The 18,343-nt window shown below is 35.7% G+C and carries 20 protein-coding genes; 7 read left to right on the forward strand and 13 right to left on the reverse strand.

All coding sequences use genetic code 11. The features are described 5' to 3' along the window. Window positions 1–33: 33 nt before the first annotated feature. On the forward strand, window positions 34–717 hold the full coding sequence (locus tag M900_RS10685) for an ABC transporter substrate-binding protein (RefSeq protein WP_021274880.1): 684 nt from the start codon (window positions 34–36) through the stop codon (window positions 715–717). Here the strand turns inward: M900_RS10685 and M900_RS10690 are convergent. From M900_RS10690 to M900_RS10700, 3 genes are all read right to left on the reverse strand, one after another. Then, on the reverse strand, window positions 714–2,369 hold the full coding sequence (locus M900_RS10690) for an ABC transporter ATP-binding protein (protein WP_198296000.1): 1,656 nt from the start codon (window positions 2,367–2,369) through the stop codon (window positions 714–716). The two genes, M900_RS10685 and M900_RS10690, sit on opposite strands and share 4 nt — an antisense overlap. A 95-nt stretch (window positions 2,370–2,464) precedes the next feature. Further along, the gene (locus M900_RS10695) at window positions 2,465–3,262 is read right to left on the reverse strand and encodes a DNA repair protein RecO C-terminal domain-containing protein (protein WP_021274910.1); all 798 of its coding nucleotides are present in this window, start codon (window positions 3,260–3,262) and stop codon (window positions 2,465–2,467) included. Window positions 3,263–3,274: 12 nt separating this feature from the next. Further along, on the reverse strand, window positions 3,275–4,207 hold the full coding sequence (locus tag M900_RS10700; protein ID WP_021274898.1) for a DEAD/DEAH box helicase: 933 nt from the start codon (window positions 4,205–4,207) through the stop codon (window positions 3,275–3,277). Window positions 4,208–4,266: 59 nt separating this feature from the next. Here M900_RS10700 and M900_RS10705 point away from each other — a divergent pair, with 59 nt between their 5' ends. Then, window positions 4,267–4,983, forward strand: coding sequence for an RsmE family RNA methyltransferase (locus M900_RS10705; protein WP_021274889.1), 717 nt, complete (start codon window positions 4,267–4,269; stop codon window positions 4,981–4,983). Here the strand turns inward: M900_RS10705 and M900_RS10710 are convergent. Continuing rightward, window positions 4,980–5,342 (reverse strand): response regulator, encoded by a 363-nt coding sequence (locus tag M900_RS10710; protein WP_021274933.1) that lies wholly within the window; start codon window positions 5,340–5,342, stop codon window positions 4,980–4,982. The two genes, M900_RS10705 and M900_RS10710, sit on opposite strands and share 4 nt — an antisense overlap. A 108-nt stretch (window positions 5,343–5,450) precedes the next feature. On the opposite strand from M900_RS10710, the gene M900_RS10715 reads away from it, so the two are divergent. Continuing rightward, complete coding sequence (locus tag M900_RS10715; protein ID WP_021275009.1) at window positions 5,451–5,705, forward strand: NifU family protein; 255 nt, start codon at window positions 5,451–5,453, stop codon at window positions 5,703–5,705. 17 nt (window positions 5,706–5,722) lie between these two features. On the opposite strand, the gene M900_RS10720 is transcribed toward M900_RS10715, so the two are convergent. The 3 genes from M900_RS10720 to M900_RS10730 all read right to left on the reverse strand — a co-directional run bounded on the left by M900_RS10720 (window position 5,723) and on the right by M900_RS10730 (window position 8,081). Next, entirely contained in the window at window positions 5,723–5,911 is a 189-nt protein-coding gene (locus M900_RS10720; protein ID WP_021274940.1) for a hypothetical protein, read from the reverse strand. Window positions 5,912–5,979: 68 nt separating this feature from the next. Next, window positions 5,980–6,771 (reverse strand): nitrilase-related carbon-nitrogen hydrolase, encoded by a 792-nt coding sequence (locus M900_RS10725; RefSeq protein ID WP_021274996.1) that lies wholly within the window; start codon window positions 6,769–6,771, stop codon window positions 5,980–5,982. Next, window positions 6,768–8,081, reverse strand: a complete 1,314-nt coding sequence (locus M900_RS10730) for a UDP-glucose/GDP-mannose dehydrogenase family protein (protein WP_021274968.1) — start codon at window positions 8,079–8,081, stop codon at window positions 6,768–6,770. Before M900_RS10730 ends, M900_RS10725 begins: the two co-directional genes overlap by 4 nt. Before the next feature lie 85 nt (window positions 8,082–8,166). Between M900_RS10730 and M900_RS10735 the strand changes: the two genes are divergently transcribed. The 3 genes from M900_RS10735 to M900_RS10745 are packed head-to-tail and all read left to right on the forward strand — an operon-like array spanning window position 8,167 to window position 10,003. Next, window positions 8,167–9,153 carry a lysylphosphatidylglycerol synthase transmembrane domain-containing protein gene (locus M900_RS10735; RefSeq protein WP_021274888.1) on the forward strand — a complete coding sequence of 329 codons (987 nt, stop codon included), beginning with the start codon at window positions 8,167–8,169 and terminating at the stop codon, window positions 9,151–9,153. A gap of 27 nt (window positions 9,154–9,180) precedes the next feature. After that, window positions 9,181–9,591, forward strand: a complete 411-nt coding sequence (locus tag M900_RS10740) for a globin domain-containing protein (protein WP_021274979.1) — start codon at window positions 9,181–9,183, stop codon at window positions 9,589–9,591. Next, window positions 9,578–10,003, forward strand: coding sequence for a group 1 truncated hemoglobin (locus tag M900_RS10745; RefSeq protein ID WP_021274914.1), 426 nt, complete (start codon window positions 9,578–9,580; stop codon window positions 10,001–10,003). The genes M900_RS10740 and M900_RS10745 overlap by 14 nt, the downstream gene beginning before the upstream one ends. Here the strand turns inward: M900_RS10745 and M900_RS10750 are convergent. The 6 genes from M900_RS10750 to M900_RS10775 form a co-directional block, all read right to left on the reverse strand. After that, on the reverse strand, window positions 10,000–10,623 hold the full coding sequence (locus M900_RS10750; RefSeq protein ID WP_021275027.1) for a hypothetical protein: 624 nt from the start codon (window positions 10,621–10,623) through the stop codon (window positions 10,000–10,002). The genes M900_RS10745 and M900_RS10750 overlap by 4 nt on opposite strands. Before the next feature lie 17 nt (window positions 10,624–10,640). Further along, window positions 10,641–12,449, reverse strand: a complete 1,809-nt coding sequence (gene lepA, locus M900_RS10755; protein WP_021274960.1) for a translation elongation factor 4 — start codon at window positions 12,447–12,449, stop codon at window positions 10,641–10,643. Between the two features lie 103 nt (window positions 12,450–12,552). Beyond that, the gene (locus tag M900_RS10760) at window positions 12,553–13,455 is read right to left on the reverse strand and encodes a GNAT family N-acetyltransferase (RefSeq protein ID WP_021274871.1); all 903 of its coding nucleotides are present in this window, start codon (window positions 13,453–13,455) and stop codon (window positions 12,553–12,555) included. Then, a complete protein-coding gene (locus M900_RS10765; RefSeq protein ID WP_021274886.1) occupies window positions 13,456–14,670 on the reverse strand; it encodes a HAMP domain-containing protein in 1,215 nt (404 codons plus the stop codon). 3 nt (window positions 14,671–14,673) lie between these two features. After that, a complete protein-coding gene (locus M900_RS10770; protein WP_021274919.1) occupies window positions 14,674–15,369 on the reverse strand; it encodes a TrkA family potassium uptake protein in 696 nt (231 codons plus the stop codon). Between the two features lie 16 nt (window positions 15,370–15,385). Then, on the reverse strand, window positions 15,386–17,116 hold the full coding sequence (locus M900_RS10775) for a TrkH family potassium uptake protein (RefSeq protein ID WP_021274868.1): 1,731 nt from the start codon (window positions 17,114–17,116) through the stop codon (window positions 15,386–15,388). Window positions 17,117–17,168: 52 nt separating this feature from the next. Between M900_RS10775 and M900_RS10780 the strand changes: the two genes are divergently transcribed. Beyond that, the gene (locus tag M900_RS10780; protein ID WP_021274952.1) at window positions 17,169–18,293 is read left to right on the forward strand and encodes a class I SAM-dependent RNA methyltransferase; all 1,125 of its coding nucleotides are present in this window, start codon (window positions 17,169–17,171) and stop codon (window positions 18,291–18,293) included. Window positions 18,294–18,343: the final 50 nt, after the last annotated feature.

Genomic DNA, 18,343 nt, shown 5'->3' on the forward strand with positions numbered 1-18,343 from the left:
TTTTTGCTTCGAATTTAAGAATAAAATTAAGTAATGAAATATCTCATACTTTTTTTCATTTCTATAGCAAGTTACGCAACCTCGATACGTATATCAGTAGCTGAAGATGTTGCTAGTGTTTCCCCAAAATATTTGGAGATATTAAATAAAGTTTACAAAGAAGTCGGTCTAGATGTTAACTTTGTAATACTCCCACTCGAACGTACAATAAAAGAGTTCGATGAGAAAAAATTTCAAGCAATGGCTGTAAAGTTAAGTGGCATAACACAGATAAGCAAAAGGGCTATTCTGATAAATCCTCCAGTAATTAAAGGTTATCAGTATGGCATCTTTGCGCTAAAAAACTCATCCCAATCATTAATCAAAAAAATTAATATTCCTGATCACAGATATATCCTAACAAGAGGAACAGTATACGGAAAATTATTTAAAAAAAAATATCCAAATGCACACATTACTTATGCTAAGGACTATCAAAATGCGATTGAACAACTCAAGAGAAATAGAGCAGATTACCTAGTTTCTACAGAGGTCTACCTTGAAAGAAAAGAAGTTTCAAAAATTTTAGTCATGATGGATGATCATAAAGAAAAAATGGATATTCATCACGTTATCTCTCCAGAACTAATGTATCTGAAACCAAAGTTAGAAAAAATATTCCAACGACTTGTAGATGATGAAACACTATCTCTAAAGAATCTATTTAAGAAAGACTAACCTAGAGAGAGAGCATAAAGTTTTCTATATTCCCCATCGTGCGCCATCAACTCTGCGTGATGACCAGACTCAACAACTCTTCCTTCTTTCATTACGTAAATCATGTCGTAGTTTTGAATTGTACTTAGCCTATGCGCAACTGCCACAACTGTTTTAGTCTCAGCAATTGATTCAAGAGCTTTCTGAACAACTTTTTCTGATTCATTGTCTAATGCTGAAGTTGCCTCATCAAAAAGTAAAACATCTGTATTTTGCAGGAAGGCCCTGGCAATAGTAATTCTTTGCTGCTGTCCACCCGACAAACGTGAACCACGATCTCCAACGAGAGTAAATTCTTTCTCTTCAAGAGTATTAACAAATTCTGAAGCATAGGATACTTCAAGAGCGCTCTGGATTTGTTCTTCTTTAAATTCTTTTCCAAGCGTTAAGTTCTCACTAATCGTATCATGGAAAAGAAAGATATCCTGACTAACTAATCCAAAAAGATCTCTCAGGGCCCCAAGTTTCATATCAGTGATATCTTTACCATCAATAAAAATTTTATTTTTTTCGATCGGATAAAGTCCAAGGAGAAGATTTATTAAAGTCGACTTACCAGAACCTGAAAGTCCAACGAGAGCGATCTTCTTTCCTTTTGGAATTGAAAGCGTGAGATTATCAATTACTTTATTATTACCATAAGCAAAAGATAGACCTTTAACCTCGATTGACTCTTTGAAATCAACTTTTTCAATACTTCCATCATCTCTCTCTTCAGATAGTGCTAGAAGTTGAAATATTCTTTCAGCCGCCGCACGAGCTTGAGAGAGCCTGACGTTTGCTTGAGAAAATTTTCTTATAGGATCCATGAAAAGAGCAAGTGCCGCTATAAAACCAATAAAAGTACCTTTTGTAAGACCTGCATTTACAACTCTGTAGTAAGCAAAAATAATTACCGCAGAAAAAGCAACACTACTCACAACTTCAACAAGAGGATGAGCAAACTCTTCAACAAAAGTCGTTCTCATTTGAGAGTCAAAATACTTATCCTGTGCTTTACGAAAACGTCCCACAACATAATCTTGCAGATTAAATGCTTTTGTAAGTTTTTGGCCACCAATCCCCTCAGCAATATTATGAGTAAGATCAGCATACTCTCTTTGAACAGCACCTTGATTATTCTTAACTTTTTTTCCACTAATATTGAAAATAAGCACTAAGAATGGAGCAATTAAAAAGATCACAAGTGTTAATTGCCAATCATAGTAAAAGGCCATCCCAAGATAGGCTGCGGCTTTTAAAGGCTCTCTTAACAAATCGATTATTGCTTTAAAACCATTAGAGAATACATGTGTATCATTAACGATAGTTGAAATCATTTCACCTTGCTTATTCTCAGTGAAAAAAGCCGTTGGCAGTCTTTGTAATTTCTGAAACAAATCTTCACGAATAGCACATGTCGCTCTATCAACAACAAATCGAATCCAGTAAAAGTGAAAGAATCTACAAGGAAAATTGATGATTCCTAAAACAAGTAAACTACCAGCTAGAAAATAAATATCCTTAACTGATGAATTCGGATCAATTCCATTATCAAAAATTGGTTGCACTAATCTCACTTGAAGAGCACCAATTCCAGCAAGAATAAGTGAAAGAGAAATTGAGCCGAACACCTTTAATTTGTGTGGCTTTATATAAGGATATAAATAAGTTTTATAAAAGTTTAACATGGGCTAATACTACCTTAGTAGTGCATCAATCGTAAACTTTAAAAAAGAAGAGACGCGCTCTTGAAGTCCGTGAATTTAGCATTTTGCTGATAGCAAATATATTCAAAAAGGATTCGACACATATGCTTCGACGCAAATTCTAGATCTAATACCTCCCCGTACTTGTGATGGGCTATCTTGATGATATTACGTCTTAAGGCCTGGCCAACTCTCCCATCTCCCCTTCTTTGATCTTCATCGGTCAAAAACTGAGAGAAGGCAAAACCTCCATTATCACTAATTAAATATATTTCTTCATTACCTGTAATGGGCTCACCTGAGACACAACAAGCTTCGGAACGAGGAAAAATTCCCATTTCAACCATGGCCTTAGAGAGGAATGTTAACAAGGCTTCACTCTGATCAAACTTATCTTCCTTACATCTTTTTTCAAGAAAAAAGATCGCATTACTTAAAAGTCTAAAGAGTCCACCGTGGTGTTCATGATCAAGATCAAGATCATCTTTTGAACCTGCCTGTGGTGAAAATTTATCGATAAACTCACAGAAGAAACAAAGCATATAAAATGACAAAGGATTCCCTGCTAAATTAGCGTGGCACCATTTTTCATTATACTCCTTGGCACTTAGCATTTCGAAGTGTTGCTTAACTTTCGAAGTTGTTATCTTAAACATATATCCAAGTTGGAGAATCGAACCCTTTTGATTCTTGCCTCCACCTTGTCCACCATAGAACATCACTGATACTTTAAGACCATTTCTAAGTAAGAGATGACCAACAATATGCTTGTCCTGATAGGGGAATTTGTTAATTAATACGCCTTCAATATTTTCCATGTTAGCTATACCTTATGACGTGGTGTCCTTTTTGCAAAGAGCAAAAACCTTAAAACTCTCTCCAAATCGACCTCCTCGGCCAAACATTTGAAAACCCGTCGCCTCTTCTGGACGATAAAGAACAAATACCCTACGTACATTTTCAATATTTACTCCATGACTAAGAGCACTCGTCGAAATAATTATTCTTGGGCTCTTCTTCAACTCTTTCTGAGTAAAGTCCCTCACTTCCCCGCCGACGCAGGAATGTGAATCAATGCTAAGTTCTCGGAGTTTTTCTTTCCACTTAGCGACACATTTGCGAGTGGGGACAAAAACAATAATTCTTCCCTGGAAGTAGATGAAGATATGTATCCAGAGAATGAACTTTAAAAAAATATCTTTTAAATATATCAACATTGTTGGCCGATTATTAAATTCAAAATTTCCAACATCAATGAAAGTAACATTTGGATTTGAATGACCAAGATCATCAATTACTCTCTCTCTTAATTTCTCTGTCAAACTTGCAGTCATCGCAAGAATTCGCTTTTCCTCACACACAATCTCTCTAAAGAAATCAAATAATTTTTCTCTGAAACTCTCTCCCCAGTCATAGAACAAGTGAAACTCATCAAGAACAAATAGATAATCATGCTGCATGATCTTAGCTAATAGCGCTGACGACAATGACTCTGGTGTAATAAGCAAAATATTATCAGATTTTGATTTTTTAAACTTCTCAAGCGTTTTCTCTTTCTGCACACCCTCTTCAAAAAATATTACCCCCTCCCTCTCCTTTAATTGTTCGATAATAGATCGAAGTGGTGAGACAAAAATTATCTTTTCTCCATTTCTCGCTAATTCCCAAATACTTCTGGTTTTTCCCCATCCCATAGGCGCAAGAAAGAATGTGACTGAGTTTGGTCTTCTTGTTATATTTAATAGAGCTTGATTGAAATCCATGCTATGTGCTATGCAAGACCAGGTAAACTACAGATTATTTAAGTCGTCGGAATTAGATTATGAATTCAGTGATTATTGAAAAAATTGAAATCCAAACAGAAAATAGAGTCACTCTTTCTGAAGTGAAGTCAAAGCACTTACTTGAGACAGTGAAAGTTAAAGTTGGAGACAAGTTAAAAGTCACAGTTTTAGACCAAGGAATTGGATCAAGTGTCGTAAGTTCAGTTAGAGATGAAATTGTAGAGCTTGAGATTACTGAAGCGAAGGAAGGCCTTAAGTTTCCAATCACTCTTATAGTTGCCGCATCGAGACCTCCGACAATGAGAAAAGTAATTGAACATGGAACCTCTATGGGAGTTCGTAAGTTTATTATCGTTGGTGCGGACCTGACTGAAAAAAGTTATCTTCAATCTAAAATTTACACAAGTGGAGAATTTAAAGAGTTAACCGATCTAGGGCTCAGCCAAAGTGTATGTTTTTATAAGTCACCAGAAATAACAATTGTTAAAAACATTTTTGAACTTCCTGAGGAAGTCTTCACAAATCAATCATACCTTCTCTCTCCTTACGCTCAGGCTTCTATACTTGAGAGTGAATTTAACCTTCAGAAACCAATTTACTTAGCGATCGGCCCAGAGCGTGGCTGGAGTAAACGAGAAGTAGATTTTTTTAAAGAGAAAAAATTCTCTGACGTCTTTATCAGCCCTTCAATTCTTCGTGTGGAGATAGCAACAATTGCAACATTAGGTCTTCTCAATACTAGAATGAAAATTTAAGCGAGATACTTTTCTATTTTTTGCATAAGATCTTTAAACTTAAATGGCTTCTTTAAAAATTCAACATTCTTAAGCTCTGGAATCGAATCCATTCCCTCTGTTGAATAGGCCGTAATCATTATCACGGGAGTTTTTTTATTTAGATTTTCACGTGTTTTAATTGAAATAATAAATGCCGATCCATTCATAATTGGCATCTGATGATCCGTCACAATAATGTCGTAGTTTTTCTTTTGGCAAAGGACGAAAGCATCAAGTCCATTCGTTGCAGTGTCCACCTGACACATGAACTTTGACTCAACTTCACTTTCAAGTAGATTAAGGATTTCTGTTTCATCATCAACAATGAGGACGTTCATGGAGCACTCCTAGACAAACCTTTAATATCATTATAAATAGTTTATCGGACAGATTTATCTAAATATGATAAAATATATTCATATAATTTGTTTAAAGGAAATTGTCATATGTTAAGAAAAATTGAAGCTTTATTTGATGAACAAGTAAGACCGGCGCTAGCGGCCCACGGTGGAAATGTTGAGATTGTCGATTTTGATAATGGCAAGCTATTCGTAAAATTACAAGGTGGGTGTCAAGGTTGTTCAAGTTCCTCTGCAACACTCACTGAAGGTATTCAAAGATTAGTTAAACAAAATTTCCCTGAAATTGAAGAGATTGTTGACCTCACAGATCATCAGTCTGGAGAAAATCCTTATATGTAAAAAGCTCACGCTGCTTTCTAGGCAGCGTGTTTTTCCTCTTCGAGTCTTGCTTCTGGCTCAGAAACAAAATCTTCGTGCGGCCTCATTTTCGTCATCTTATTTGGATCAACAGTATTTTCCTTAAAAAGATAAAGACTATTCATAAAATAACTACTTGAGATTACCAATGATAATACAAATGCTAAGAAGACAATTTCTCCTGTCATAGAAACCTCCAAGATTATATTATCTCTTCGGTTCATTATAACATTTCTTGAGTAAACGAATCAGATATTTAGAGAGTTCTTACGATTCTTTGTCTAGTTTCAGTTAGTTGTGACTTATCTAACTCGTGAATCACTATCTTTTCTTCTGTTGGACCTAAATCATCGATAACTTCACCCCACGGACTAACCACGAGAGAATGTCCAAACGTTGCAACGTTAGGATGATTCTGGCCAACTTGAGCTGAGGCGATGACAAAACACTGCCCCTCGATTGCTCGGGCCCTTACAAGTGTATGCCAATGAGCTTTCCCAGTTGGAACGGTAAATGCTGAAGCAAAAGTAATGAGATCACAATTTTCACGATAGTAATTAAGCAGGAAGTTTGGAAAGCGAAGGTCAAAACAAACCGCTAAGCCTATCTTAAATCCTAATACATTTATAATTAACGGCGAGTGACCAGCTTCAAAAATCAAAGATTCGTCAACCTTCTTTCTCTCTCCATCTTTTTTAATGTCACAAGCAAAGAGATTAACCTTGTCATAGGTTTCTAAGAGTCTTCCTTTTGGATCAAAATTTAAAACACGATTATAAATTTTATCATCTTGAAGATAAGAAACTGATCCTCCAATTAAGTATGCATTATACTTCACACTTAATTTTCTGATATTTTCAAAGTGTTCGTTTTGAAATTCTACAAGGTATGGTGTTCTCTCTTTTCCATTAGAAAGAGAGTAGAAGCACTCTGGTAAAAATATAGCATCAAATGAACCCGCTGGAACACTATCAAGCAACTTAGTAATTTTTTCTAAGTTAACCTGATAGTCTAGTCCTGATGATATTTGAAGAACTGCTGCTCTCAAATTTTCTTTCCAATTGCGTAATAGTCAAATCCAAACTCTTTAACTTTTTGAGTTTTAAATAAGTTTCTCGCATCAAAAATTACTTGGTGCTTTAATCTTGATTTAATTTCATCAAAGTCAGGGAAACTAAATTCTCTCCACTCTGTCATCGTCACAAGAGCATCTGCCCCATTTAAACAATCATACTTATTATTAAATTCAGTGATCGAAGATCTATATTTTTCTCCAACAACTTTTAAAAAGTTTTCACCGGCGACGGGATCAAAGAAAGTCACCTTTGCACCCTTATCAATTAAAGATGAAACCGTATAAATTGCCGGCGATTCCCTAACGTCATCAGTATTGGCCTTAAACGCTACTCCCCAAAGAGCAAATGTCTTGCCTGTTAGATCACCTTTATAGTGCTTTAACATTTTATCGAACATATAAAGTTTTTGTTCATCGTTAACATCTTCAGTAGCTTCAACAATTCGAAGGTTTGTACCATATTCCTTTGCTGTATAGAGAAGAGCCTTTACATCTTTTGGAAAACAACTTCCTCCATAACCAGGGCCTGGATACAGAAAATGACCACCGATTCTTTGATCACTCGAAATTCCTTTACGAACTTCATTTACGTCTGCACCAACAATGTCACAAAGTCTTGCGATATCATTGATAAAAGAAATCTTCGTCGCAAGAAAACAGTTTGCTGCATATTTCGTCATTTCAGCAGAAAGATTCGACATCATGTAAATTGGATTACCTTGTTTTACTAATGGCTCATAAAGTTCAGACATCGCATCAGCTGCATACTGATCTTTGTGTCCGATGACAACACGATCAGGTCTCATAAAATCTTCAATCGCAGACCCTTCTTTTAAGAACTCTGGATTGTTTACAATATGAAATCTCTTTGTCGTCGTCTTAGCAACAAGCTCTCTTACTTTCTCACAAGTTCCAACTGGAACAGTTGACTTGATAACAATAATTGCATCATCAGAAATTTCTTTTGCCACATCTTCAGCAGCTTTGAAAAGATATGTTAAATCAGCACTTCCATCATCACCACTTGGTGTACCAACAGCAAGGAAGATTGATTTTGAATCCTTGATTGACTCAAGACCTGTAGAGAACTTTAACCTCTCCGATTTAATATTTCTTGTTAAAAGATCATTCAAACCTGGTTCATAAATTGGAGATTCACCATTCCAAAGTTTTTCAATCTTTGCCTTATCGATATCGATACATGTAACAGTATGCCCAATCTCCGCAAAGCAGGTTCCACTCACAAGCCCAACATAGCCTGTTCCAATAACTGAAATCTTCATAAATGTCCTTTTAGTTAACTCAAATCCCTTCAATATTATCATCATCTATGATAAATTTTAACCTTTAATTCACAGGGAAATTGAAATGCTCACAGCGTTATTAAAGGTACTCTTTGCGGGTGCAATGATTTATTGGCTTGCATCAAGTGATAAGCTCGATTTTAATTTATTAAATAAATCTATTGAGCAGGGTCCTCAACTTCTTATTGGAATTCTTGTTATCGCACTTATAGTTGTTATCACGGCGTACCGTTGGAAACTTCTCCTCGAAGCTAAAACAGATAAGAAATTAAGCCTGGCTAAAATTATTCCTATTCACTGGATTGGATTATTTTTTAGTACTTTCCTCCCTGGTGTTGTAACAGGTGATGTCGTAAAGCTTCTGTATATTAAAGACATGGATAAAAATTTTAATAAGGCCTTCTTACTATCATCAGTAGTAATTGATAGAATCATTGGACTATGTGGCCTTCTTCTTCTGACTGGAATTGTTTCAGCTCTAAATTACACAGACCTTGTAGCACACGGTCCACAGATTAAGCACCTCATCAACTTCAATTTCCTCCTGTCTGCCGGAGCAATAGGGTTTATCATTTGTCTTTTTATTCCAAAATCAATTCAAAATAAGACATTAGGACTAGTGGATCTTATACCATTTATTGGAAAGAAAGTTTCTCACCTAATCTCGCAGGTATGGATTTTCGGTGACAGAAAGAAAGAAATATTTATTTGTCTACTTATTAGCTTCTTTGTTCACGTAATTTCAATTATCAATTTCTATCTCATTACAAAGCCTTTTTACCAAGTTGAAATTCCACTCGCCCACCTCTACGGTTTCATTCCAATTGGATTTATATCGACGGCCATTCCAATTGCTCCAGCTGGCGCAGGTGTGGGACACCTTGTATTTGACTCGCTATTTGGACTCTTTAGTATTAAAGGTGGTGCTTCACTTTTTAACCTATACTTCCTATGTCAGGTAATAACTAACTTGATCGGTTTTCTTCCGTACATCCTATCAAATAAAAAACATAGTATAAAAGAAGCTGAAGGTTTCGAAGAAGCTAAATAATTTCTCCATCATTCCGAAATGGAAAACATGGAAATCTTATTAAAAGTAAATTTAAAAAAAGTTATCGACGACTTCTACAATCTCTTCTTTAATGAAGAAAATGATCTGACTCGTATTTTTAGAAATACTGAATTGACCCTCCAAAAACACGAGTTACAAAAGTCCCTCGAGCTCCTACTATCAAATATTCTAGATAAAGAAGAAGTCTCTAAGTACCTTAGAGATCTAGGAGTAAGACATATCACATATGAAGTGAAACCATACCATTACGAGCAAGCTAAGCAAGCGCTGCTTTTGGCAATTAAGAATAATCTCAAAGAGTCCGACTTTATAAAGGAAGAGAAAGCAATTACTGAGTTTGTTACATTTATCTGTATAAATATGATGAATGGGGCTTCATCTGTTTTAAAATCGGAGCGCAAGAATGTCGAAATTTGAGGAATTTGAAAAACTTGGAGGGCGCGGAATGCTCATCAAGATATCAAAAATTTTTTATGACAAAATTTACGAACATCCTTGGATTGGCCTCTACTTTAAAGATATCTCTCAAGATGTTATTGAGTCGCAGCAAGTAGACTTCATGACAGGAGCATTAGGGGGAGATCAAATTTATCTTGGGAAACTTCCAATCCCTGCTCATAAGCACATGTTTATAACAAATGAGTTATTTGATCTCAGACAAAGTCTTCTCTCTGAAGCCCTCTCAGAAGCAGGAGCAAGTGAGGAACTAAAAACAAAATGGCTTAAAATTGACGAAGCCTTTAAATCAAGGCTCGTCAAAAAAGATATATCAGAATGTGAAAAAAGATTTAACACTGATGAAATTCTAGCCTTCGATAAGGTGGGCTAGAAATTAAATTGAAAGATTTTCTTTGCTTCAATATGACCGTATCTTCTCCATTTCGTTTTTAACTTTTCAATAGTCATTAGAAATTGAAGGTCACGCTTCTTGTCTTGAAGCTTTCTTACTTTCTTAGATTCTTTAACAAGTGTTGATTTAATCTCAACAGGAAGAACTGAAACATCATCAAGCATATTGTAAACTCCATTATACTCAAGGTTTCTTGCGATAAAAATATCATCTTTGATTAACTGAAAATTAAAATCATCTTTAGGGATCGTAATTTTCTTATCGTGTAAAATATCAAAGAGAACATGCTTTTTAGAAAAGCTTAACCCTCTATATTCAAATAAAGAGTGGTTAATATTTTTTAAGCTTTCGGTCGTTTTTTCATCTAGCTCATGAGATGAAAGGTATTCTTCTAAGAATGTCTTTCCTGAATTTAGTGCTCTTTGACTAATATACCAGTAATTAAATCCATTCATGCGACTTTCGAAATCCACATCTTCGTCAGATATTTTTCCAGCTAGTTCAAAGTATTCTTCTTTAGCCGCCATAATAGTCTCTAAATATTCACGAGATGAATACTTCTCAACTACTGCGTTTAAAGTTTTTATCGTCTCAATCATCATTAACCTATTTAAACCTATTTTTCGTCTACACTTAAAACAGCGAGAAATGCTTCTTGTGGAACTTCTACCGAACCAACCATCTTCATTCTCTTCTTCCCTTCTTTCTGCTTCTCTAAAAGTTTTCTCTTTCTTGAAGCATCTCCACCATAACATTTAGCAAGTACGTTCTTTCTTAGGGCCTTAACTGTTTCCCTCGCGATAATCTTAGCTCCAACTGCAGCTTGAATCGCGATATCGAATTGTTGTCTATCAATTATTTTTCTAAGTCTTTCAACTAGATCTCTACCTTTGTAAAAAGAGTTATCTCTGTGACAAATGATCGATAAAGCATCAACTTTTTCACCATTTAAAAGAATATCTACTTTTACAAGGTTTGAAGTCTGGTATCCTTTAAAGTCATAATCCATCGAAGCATAACCTGAAGTCATACTCTTTAAACGATCATAGAAATCAAAAACCATCTCACTAAGAGGAAGATCATAAGTAATCTGAACTCTTTCCTCTGTGATATAATTCATATCGGTTTGCACACCACGCTTCTCTTCACAAAGCTTAATAATCTTTCCAACATATTCATTTGGTACGTGAATAGAAAGAGAAACAACTGGCTCAGTTACTTCTTCAATTTTTGTTGGGTCTGGCATTTCTGAAGGGTTATCAACATTTACAATATCACCACTTAAAAGTTTTACCTTGAAAGCAACTGATGGTGCAGTTGAGATTAGATTTAGTAAAAATTCTCTCTCAAGTCTTTCCTGAATAATATTCATGTGAAGAAGACCTAAGAACCCACAACGGAACCCAAAACCCAGGGCCTGAGAAGTCTCTGGCTCATAAGTAAACGAAGAGTCATTAAGCGCAAGTTTCTCAAGCGCATCTTTTAATATTTCGTAGTCAACAGAGTCTACAGGGAAGATCCCACAAAAAACCATAGGTTTAACTTCTTGATAACCAGGAAGTGGTTTCGTTGTTGCTTTTTCTTTTGCAAGCACAACTGTATCACCAACTTTAATATCACGAATATTCTTGATACCACAGATAACCATGGCAACTTCACCAGCTCCAACCTCTTTAATCTCAGTAAAAAACGGTGTATTAACTGCAAGTTTTAATACTTCATACTCCTGATCTGATCTCTTAAGATAAATTTTATCACCTTTCTTAAGCGTTCCTTCAACAAGTCTTAAAAGGAAGATTACACCTTGATAAGGATCAAACCACGAATCAAAGATAAGCCCCTGAAGTGCATTATCTGGAGACCCTACTGGCGCAGGAATCTTCTTAACGATTGTTTCTAAAAGAGCATCAATCCCGATCCCAGACTTTGCAGAAACTTCATCAGCATCGATTGCCTCGATACCAACAACATCTTCAATCTCCTGCTTCACCTTCTCAGGATCAGCATGAGGCAGATCGATTTTATTAAGAACAGGAACGATTTCAACATCATTCTCCATTGCCATGTAAACGTTTGCAAGCGTTTGAGCCTCAACACCTTGAGAAGCATCAACAACAAGAAGAGCACCGTCACACGAAGCAAGAGATCTTGAAACCTCATATGCAAAGTCAACGTGGCCCGGAGTATCGATGATATTTAGAAAATAGATATTTCCATCTTTAGCTTTATACTGGAGCCTTACTGTTTGCGCCTTAATTGTAATACCACGCTCTTTTTCAAGATCCATATTATCCAAAATACGATCTTTCTTTTCACGATCAGTAATAGCGCCCGTTGCTTCAATTAATCTGTCGGCCAGTGTCGACTTACCGTGATCAATGTGTGCAATAATAGAAAAGTTACGGATGTACTTTCTTTCAATCATCTTATTTGTCTCCAATTTAAACACAAAATCCTACCACAATTTTCATGCATCTACATGAAGTAATTGAATAACACTAAGCAAAATCAGCTAAATAAATAGGAACTTAAACGAAATTATAAATAAAATAACTTCCACCATGATCAAAATGGATACATTCTGACTGCTTGAACTGAAAAGGAGAAATATAACTCTGCGTATCATCATGAAGAATTGCTTCCCCTCTACACAGGCGAATTGAATTATTATAGGCTGAATATGAGGCTTCTCTTGGTGCCCCATAGAAGTATTTTTGACCTCTCACTTCAAGACCTACAAGCTGGCTAAAAAATTCTTCTTTAGTAAAAACCTTACCTGTCTCTGTTAACTGCATCACATCTTCATAATTTGCAGACTTAATAAGTTTCTTGGCCTTTAAAACTTCCACCAACCTTTGGTCATAATCAATTTTCGAAGAATTATCTTTGGCCCTTAATGGTCCAATATTTGTCACCATCAATGCATTAATTGCGAGATGAAGATCGCTATGTAAAAATTCAATAATTTTTAATCGGGCATACAACAATGCTGATCCTAGACCAATACGCTGATAATTTTCATCAATGACGACACCCCCGAGCTCGAGGATTTTCTTACCATTAAATGAGTGACTAGCATCGGCGATAATGACAGCGTCTTTTCGAAGTGCATAGCGCGGCTTATAAAAGTAATCAACATGCCAACTTTTAATATAACTACGACCAACGATCTTTCCTTCACTATTTTCAACAACAACAAAAATGAAACCATTTGTGGTCTTTTCGAAAACAAGACCCTGAGTAGCTTTCTTAATAAAATTTTTGTCCGTTAGATCAATTGCCATGCCAGGAAAAGTTACCTTGGCAATATCTTCGAGGTCATCGAATGTTCCGACACGAATTTTAAAATTTTTAAAATTAAAAACTGGAAGCTCTACATCGTAGAGTTTCCCATTAAAATTTAAATTAGTTTTTTGAGTTTTATGTTCCAATTAAATTGCCTGAACTTCTTTAGACATAACCATCAGATAGTAATCTAGCGAAGACTCTTTACCGCGAATAGGAATAACAGAAGCATACCCCTGATAAACATATTCAGGCTCTTTCTCTTCTTCATCTTTGATTTGTCCTTCGCTATCAAGGTCAGATTTAATAGAAATCTTTTCTTCTAAGTCTGAGACTTCTTCTTTTTTGAGGATAGAAATTTGAGAGTTTTCAATTTTCGAACGTCTTCTAATTGCTAACTCATATGTTTCAATAATACTTTCAGGAATAAGTGTATCCTTCATTGTCTTGCCAATACAATCTTCCGACTGAATTTGTAGAAGCGAGTAGACATGGTTATTTAGATAGATAAGCTCACCTTTGGCATTTGCGAGAAGAACTGGCTTTTTAACCATATTGGCAAGAACATCAAACTTTCTATTTTCAACAGCAATTCTATCTGCTCGTAATTCCTCAAAGATTTTAAATGAGTGAATCATCTTATTCATTTCACGAGCAATTTCTCCAATCTCATCATCTTGAGAGTAGTAAATTGAAACGTCGAAGTTACAGTCTTGAAGTTCTCTAATGGCATCCTTAATCTTTTTAAACGGAAGTGCAATTTTTCCAGGAATTACGAGCCCTAGAATAATTGTCCAAAGAAATGCAATGATCAGTGTAATCATCATTTTTCTCTTTGTTTCATTAATAATTTTCTTAATTTTCTTATCTCTTTCTACGTTTTGAAAGAATTGAATATCTTGAAATTCAGAGAACGCATCGAGAATTTTATCAGCGAGATCTCCAATGGAGGTCATTCCAATATTATCCCGATGAAATAAGGATGCCTTTCCTAGAACGAGCTTCAAGGAGTCAACATAGGAGAGCATCTGTCCTACAATTTTTTTAACCTCGGGTTCATTATAATGCGTATCAAGTCGCTGTAATTGAGAAGTGAAACTTTCACAAAGGTTGAGAATCTTGTCTATTAACTCAGGCGTTGGCTTCTTAGTAAGAACTCTTCTTTGGTACTTTAGAATCGATACCGCCGTAATTCTAATTTCATCAGTAAGTAGTGAAACCTTATTCGACTTATCTGTAATCGATTCAATTTCTTTATTTAGAGAATCTAAATGATAGAAAACAATAAATGCCAACAAAATGACAATCATTGCCGCTAAGAAGAAACTCGTTGTTACTCTATTTCTAAGTGATAAATTCAAACCCTACCCCTCTGATAAGTCAGAAAACAATTTATTAAAGTTTTTCTCACTTCCTACTAAAACAACAATATCGTCAGACTCGATAACATCCATTGGCATTGGACAGTCATTGATCTCCACGCGGTAAGCAGACTTTCCATCTTCCGCAATATAAGGAACTCTTTTTTGAAGAGCGACAATATTTAATGAATAATTTTGACGAATCTTACTCTCCACTAGAGTTTTACCTTCAAACTTCTTTCCAAGCTTGATCTCAACAATTGAATACCCAGCTGCAAAATTATAACGCTGAAGTAAGTGAGGCGCGATAATTTTTGATGCGATAATCTCACCCATCTCTTCCTCAACCTTAATAACTTCAGAAGCACCAATTTCATGAAGTACGTGCTCATGAAGAACAGAAGTAGCACGAGCAATAACTCTCCCCACCCCAAGTTTTCTAAGCATTGTCACGGCCATGATACTCATTTCAATATGATCTCCAATCGCTACAACAGCGACGTCGACATCAGAAATATTTACTGAACGAAGAGATCTTTCATCTGTAACGTCAAGGGAAACAGCGTGGGTAACCCTATCTTTTATCCTTTCAACAAGATCAACGTCTTTATCAATAGCAATTACCTCAGAACCCTTTTCATAGAGTCTCACTGCTGTTTTTGCACCAAATGTTCCAAGTCCGATAACGGCAACTAACATATATTATTTCCTTTTTCTAACCAATCATAATTCTACCATCAGGGTAGTCCATCTTACCTGTACTCTTCTGTTTCTCACCGATCGCAAGGATTAATGTTAGAGGTCCAATTCGACCCACAAGCATTAAAACTGAAATGGCCATCTTTCCTGCAAAAGTTAAGTACGGTGTAACCCCAAGAGTTAAACCAACTGTTCCCCCAGCACTTAAAACCTCAAAGAATAGCGGAAAAAATGATTGATCCGATTCAATATTCATCATAATAAAGATAAAGATAGATGTAATAATGATAGAGATAAACATTAGAGCTGTTGCTCTAACAACCATAGGCCCAGGAATTGTACGATCAAACATCGTTACATTCTTATTACCTTTTAGTGTCGACATAATTGACTGAGCTAAAATAGCAAGTGTTGTCGTCTTAACCCCACCAGCTGTTGAACCAGGAGAACCACCGATAAACATCAGTAGTGCCATAATGTAAAGTGTATAGCTATTAAGATTTGTTAAAGGAATCGTATTAAATCCCGCTGTTCTTAAAGTTACAGACTGAAAGATAGATATCTGAATTTTTTCCCACAAAGAATACCCATCCAGAGCACCCAAGAATTCTCCAAAGAAAATAAACAATGTCCCAAGAACGGTTAAAGAAAGTGAAGTAACAAGAACAACTTTCGTGTGCATTCCAAGTCTGACGAGTGTTCTATCCCTCGTGAATAATTCCTTTAATTCTTTTAACACGATGAAGCCTAATCCCCCCATTGTAACTAGCACTGCAACTGTGCCATGTATCAATGGATTAGTCGCGTAGTTTTCAAGAGAGTTATCAAAGAGAGCAAAACCAGCATTACAAAAAGCCGAGATACTGTGGAAAAATCCATAATATATTGCCTTTCCAAACTCCATTCCTTCAAATGTGAACGCAATTGTTAAAATAATTGCTCCCCAAAATTCGATAATAAATGTGTACTTAACAATATTGATGATCATCGCAAAGAGCTCTTCCAAAGACGAAACATCTAAAAAGTCTTGCATAATAATTCTATCTTTCATTCTAAGAGAGCGTCCAAGAAGAATTGCCATCGATGAGTATAAAGTCATAATCGAAAGACCACCGATTTGAATGAGAGCAAGAATTGTTACCTGACCAAAAACACTGAAGTTCTCATTAAGTGACAACGTTGAAAGTCCCGTAACACATGTGGCCGATGTCGCAGTAAAGAGTGCATCGATAAAACCAATATCCTTACCATCTACAGACGAAACTGGAAGCATGAGAATAAATGTACCAACTAAAATAACGCCAATAAAGGTAATCAATACTAGCTGAGCAGATGATAACTTTATCTTTTTCAAGTACCTGTACAGAGCGCCTTCTTTATTAAGACTCAAGTCCGTACTCTCTTCATCATAAAGACTCAAAATTGTTGAAAGTAAGTGAGCAGCAGTTAGCAAGAATGTAAATTCCTGATCACCCCAAGTAATAAGAGTTGGAATAAAAACTAATAATGAAAAAGAATATTTTCGAAGATAATCCTCGACATTCTTAGATTCAATGATATTACTGAGAACGCTTAAACCAATTACTAAAGGAACAATCCAGATGATAATATCCAGAGTGTTCCCAACGAACTTTTCGTTCCATGTCGATGGAATTTTTCCGTTCGTGTATAATGAATAAATAAGTAAAAAACTTCCATTAAAGAATAGCTCGAGTAAAAATGAAAGTTTTTGTATAATTGGACCCATATATATATGTTATTACTAAACTCACTTAAGAGATAATTGTAAATTTTTTCCTATGAAAGAAACTAAAACAGTCAAATTTAAAGTAAGCTCCATCGACAGTCTCTGCCAAGGAGTTAGTAAAGTTAATGATTCAATTACATTCATTGGCAAGACTCTTCCAGGAGAAGAAGGCGAAGCAGTTGTCTACTCTTCAAAGAAGAATGTTTCTTTTGCAAAAGTTAAATCTATTTCTAAGAAAAGTCCACAACGACAGGAAGCAAATTGCCCACATTTTATTGAATGTGGTGGTTGTCAGCTCCTCCATACAGATTATGAAAATGAACTTGAGATAAAGAAAAGCTCTTTACTTGAAATATTTATGCGCCAGCATAAAATTGATATCTCCGACAAGTTTATTCAGATAAGTGCTCCACGTAGGAATCTGTACCGCAATCGAATCCAATTACAATACGACAAACGTCGAAATTTAATTGGTTTTAGAAGTGAAGATAGTAAATCTATAATTCCTGTACAAAAGTGTGACATTGCAATTCCTGAAGTTCGAGATCTTATGCTTAGCCTCTACTCTTCGGACTGGAAAAAGTTTGCGAAAAAGGCAAATGGCCATGTTGAAATCTACAAAAAGGGTAATGAAGTTAAAACGACTTGGGATTCTCGCTACGCACATGAAGGTTTTTCTCAAGTATTTAAAGAAATGAATGATCGTCTACTCGCTCTTCTATGTGATCCAACCCTAATTTCGAAATACAAAGGACGAAATATTGTTGATCTTTTCGGCGGTAATGGGAATCTCTCAGCTTTCTTTGATGGCTCAAGCCTTGTCATTGATGGCACACCAGAGAAGTTCATCAATTTAGTTAGTCCTTGCCAGTCATATAAGCAGATAAATCTCTACGCCGATGATGCTGTCTCAATTTTTAAAGACGCATGGAAAGAATTTAAAGACGATAACTCTCTACTTATCGTTGATCCTCCCAGAAGTGGAATTAAGAATCTTGATGAATTCGCTCAAGCTTGTAAACCAGCTGAGATTATTTACGTCAGCTGTAATCCTCAGACTCTGGCAAGGGATCTCAAGACTATTCTTCAGGATTTTTCAATCTCAAAGATCTATCAACTCGATTTTTTTCCAGGTACTCGTCACTATGAAACAGTCGTTTTCCTAGGTAAAAAGTAGACTTTTATAACCTATTGAAAAGGGTTTCGTTTGAAAGTACAATTAAAGGT

This window comes from Bacteriovorax sp. Seq25_V, from assembly GCF_000447795.1.
Classification (GTDB): domain Bacteria; phylum Bdellovibrionota; class Bacteriovoracia; order Bacteriovoracales; family Bacteriovoracaceae; genus Halobacteriovorax_A.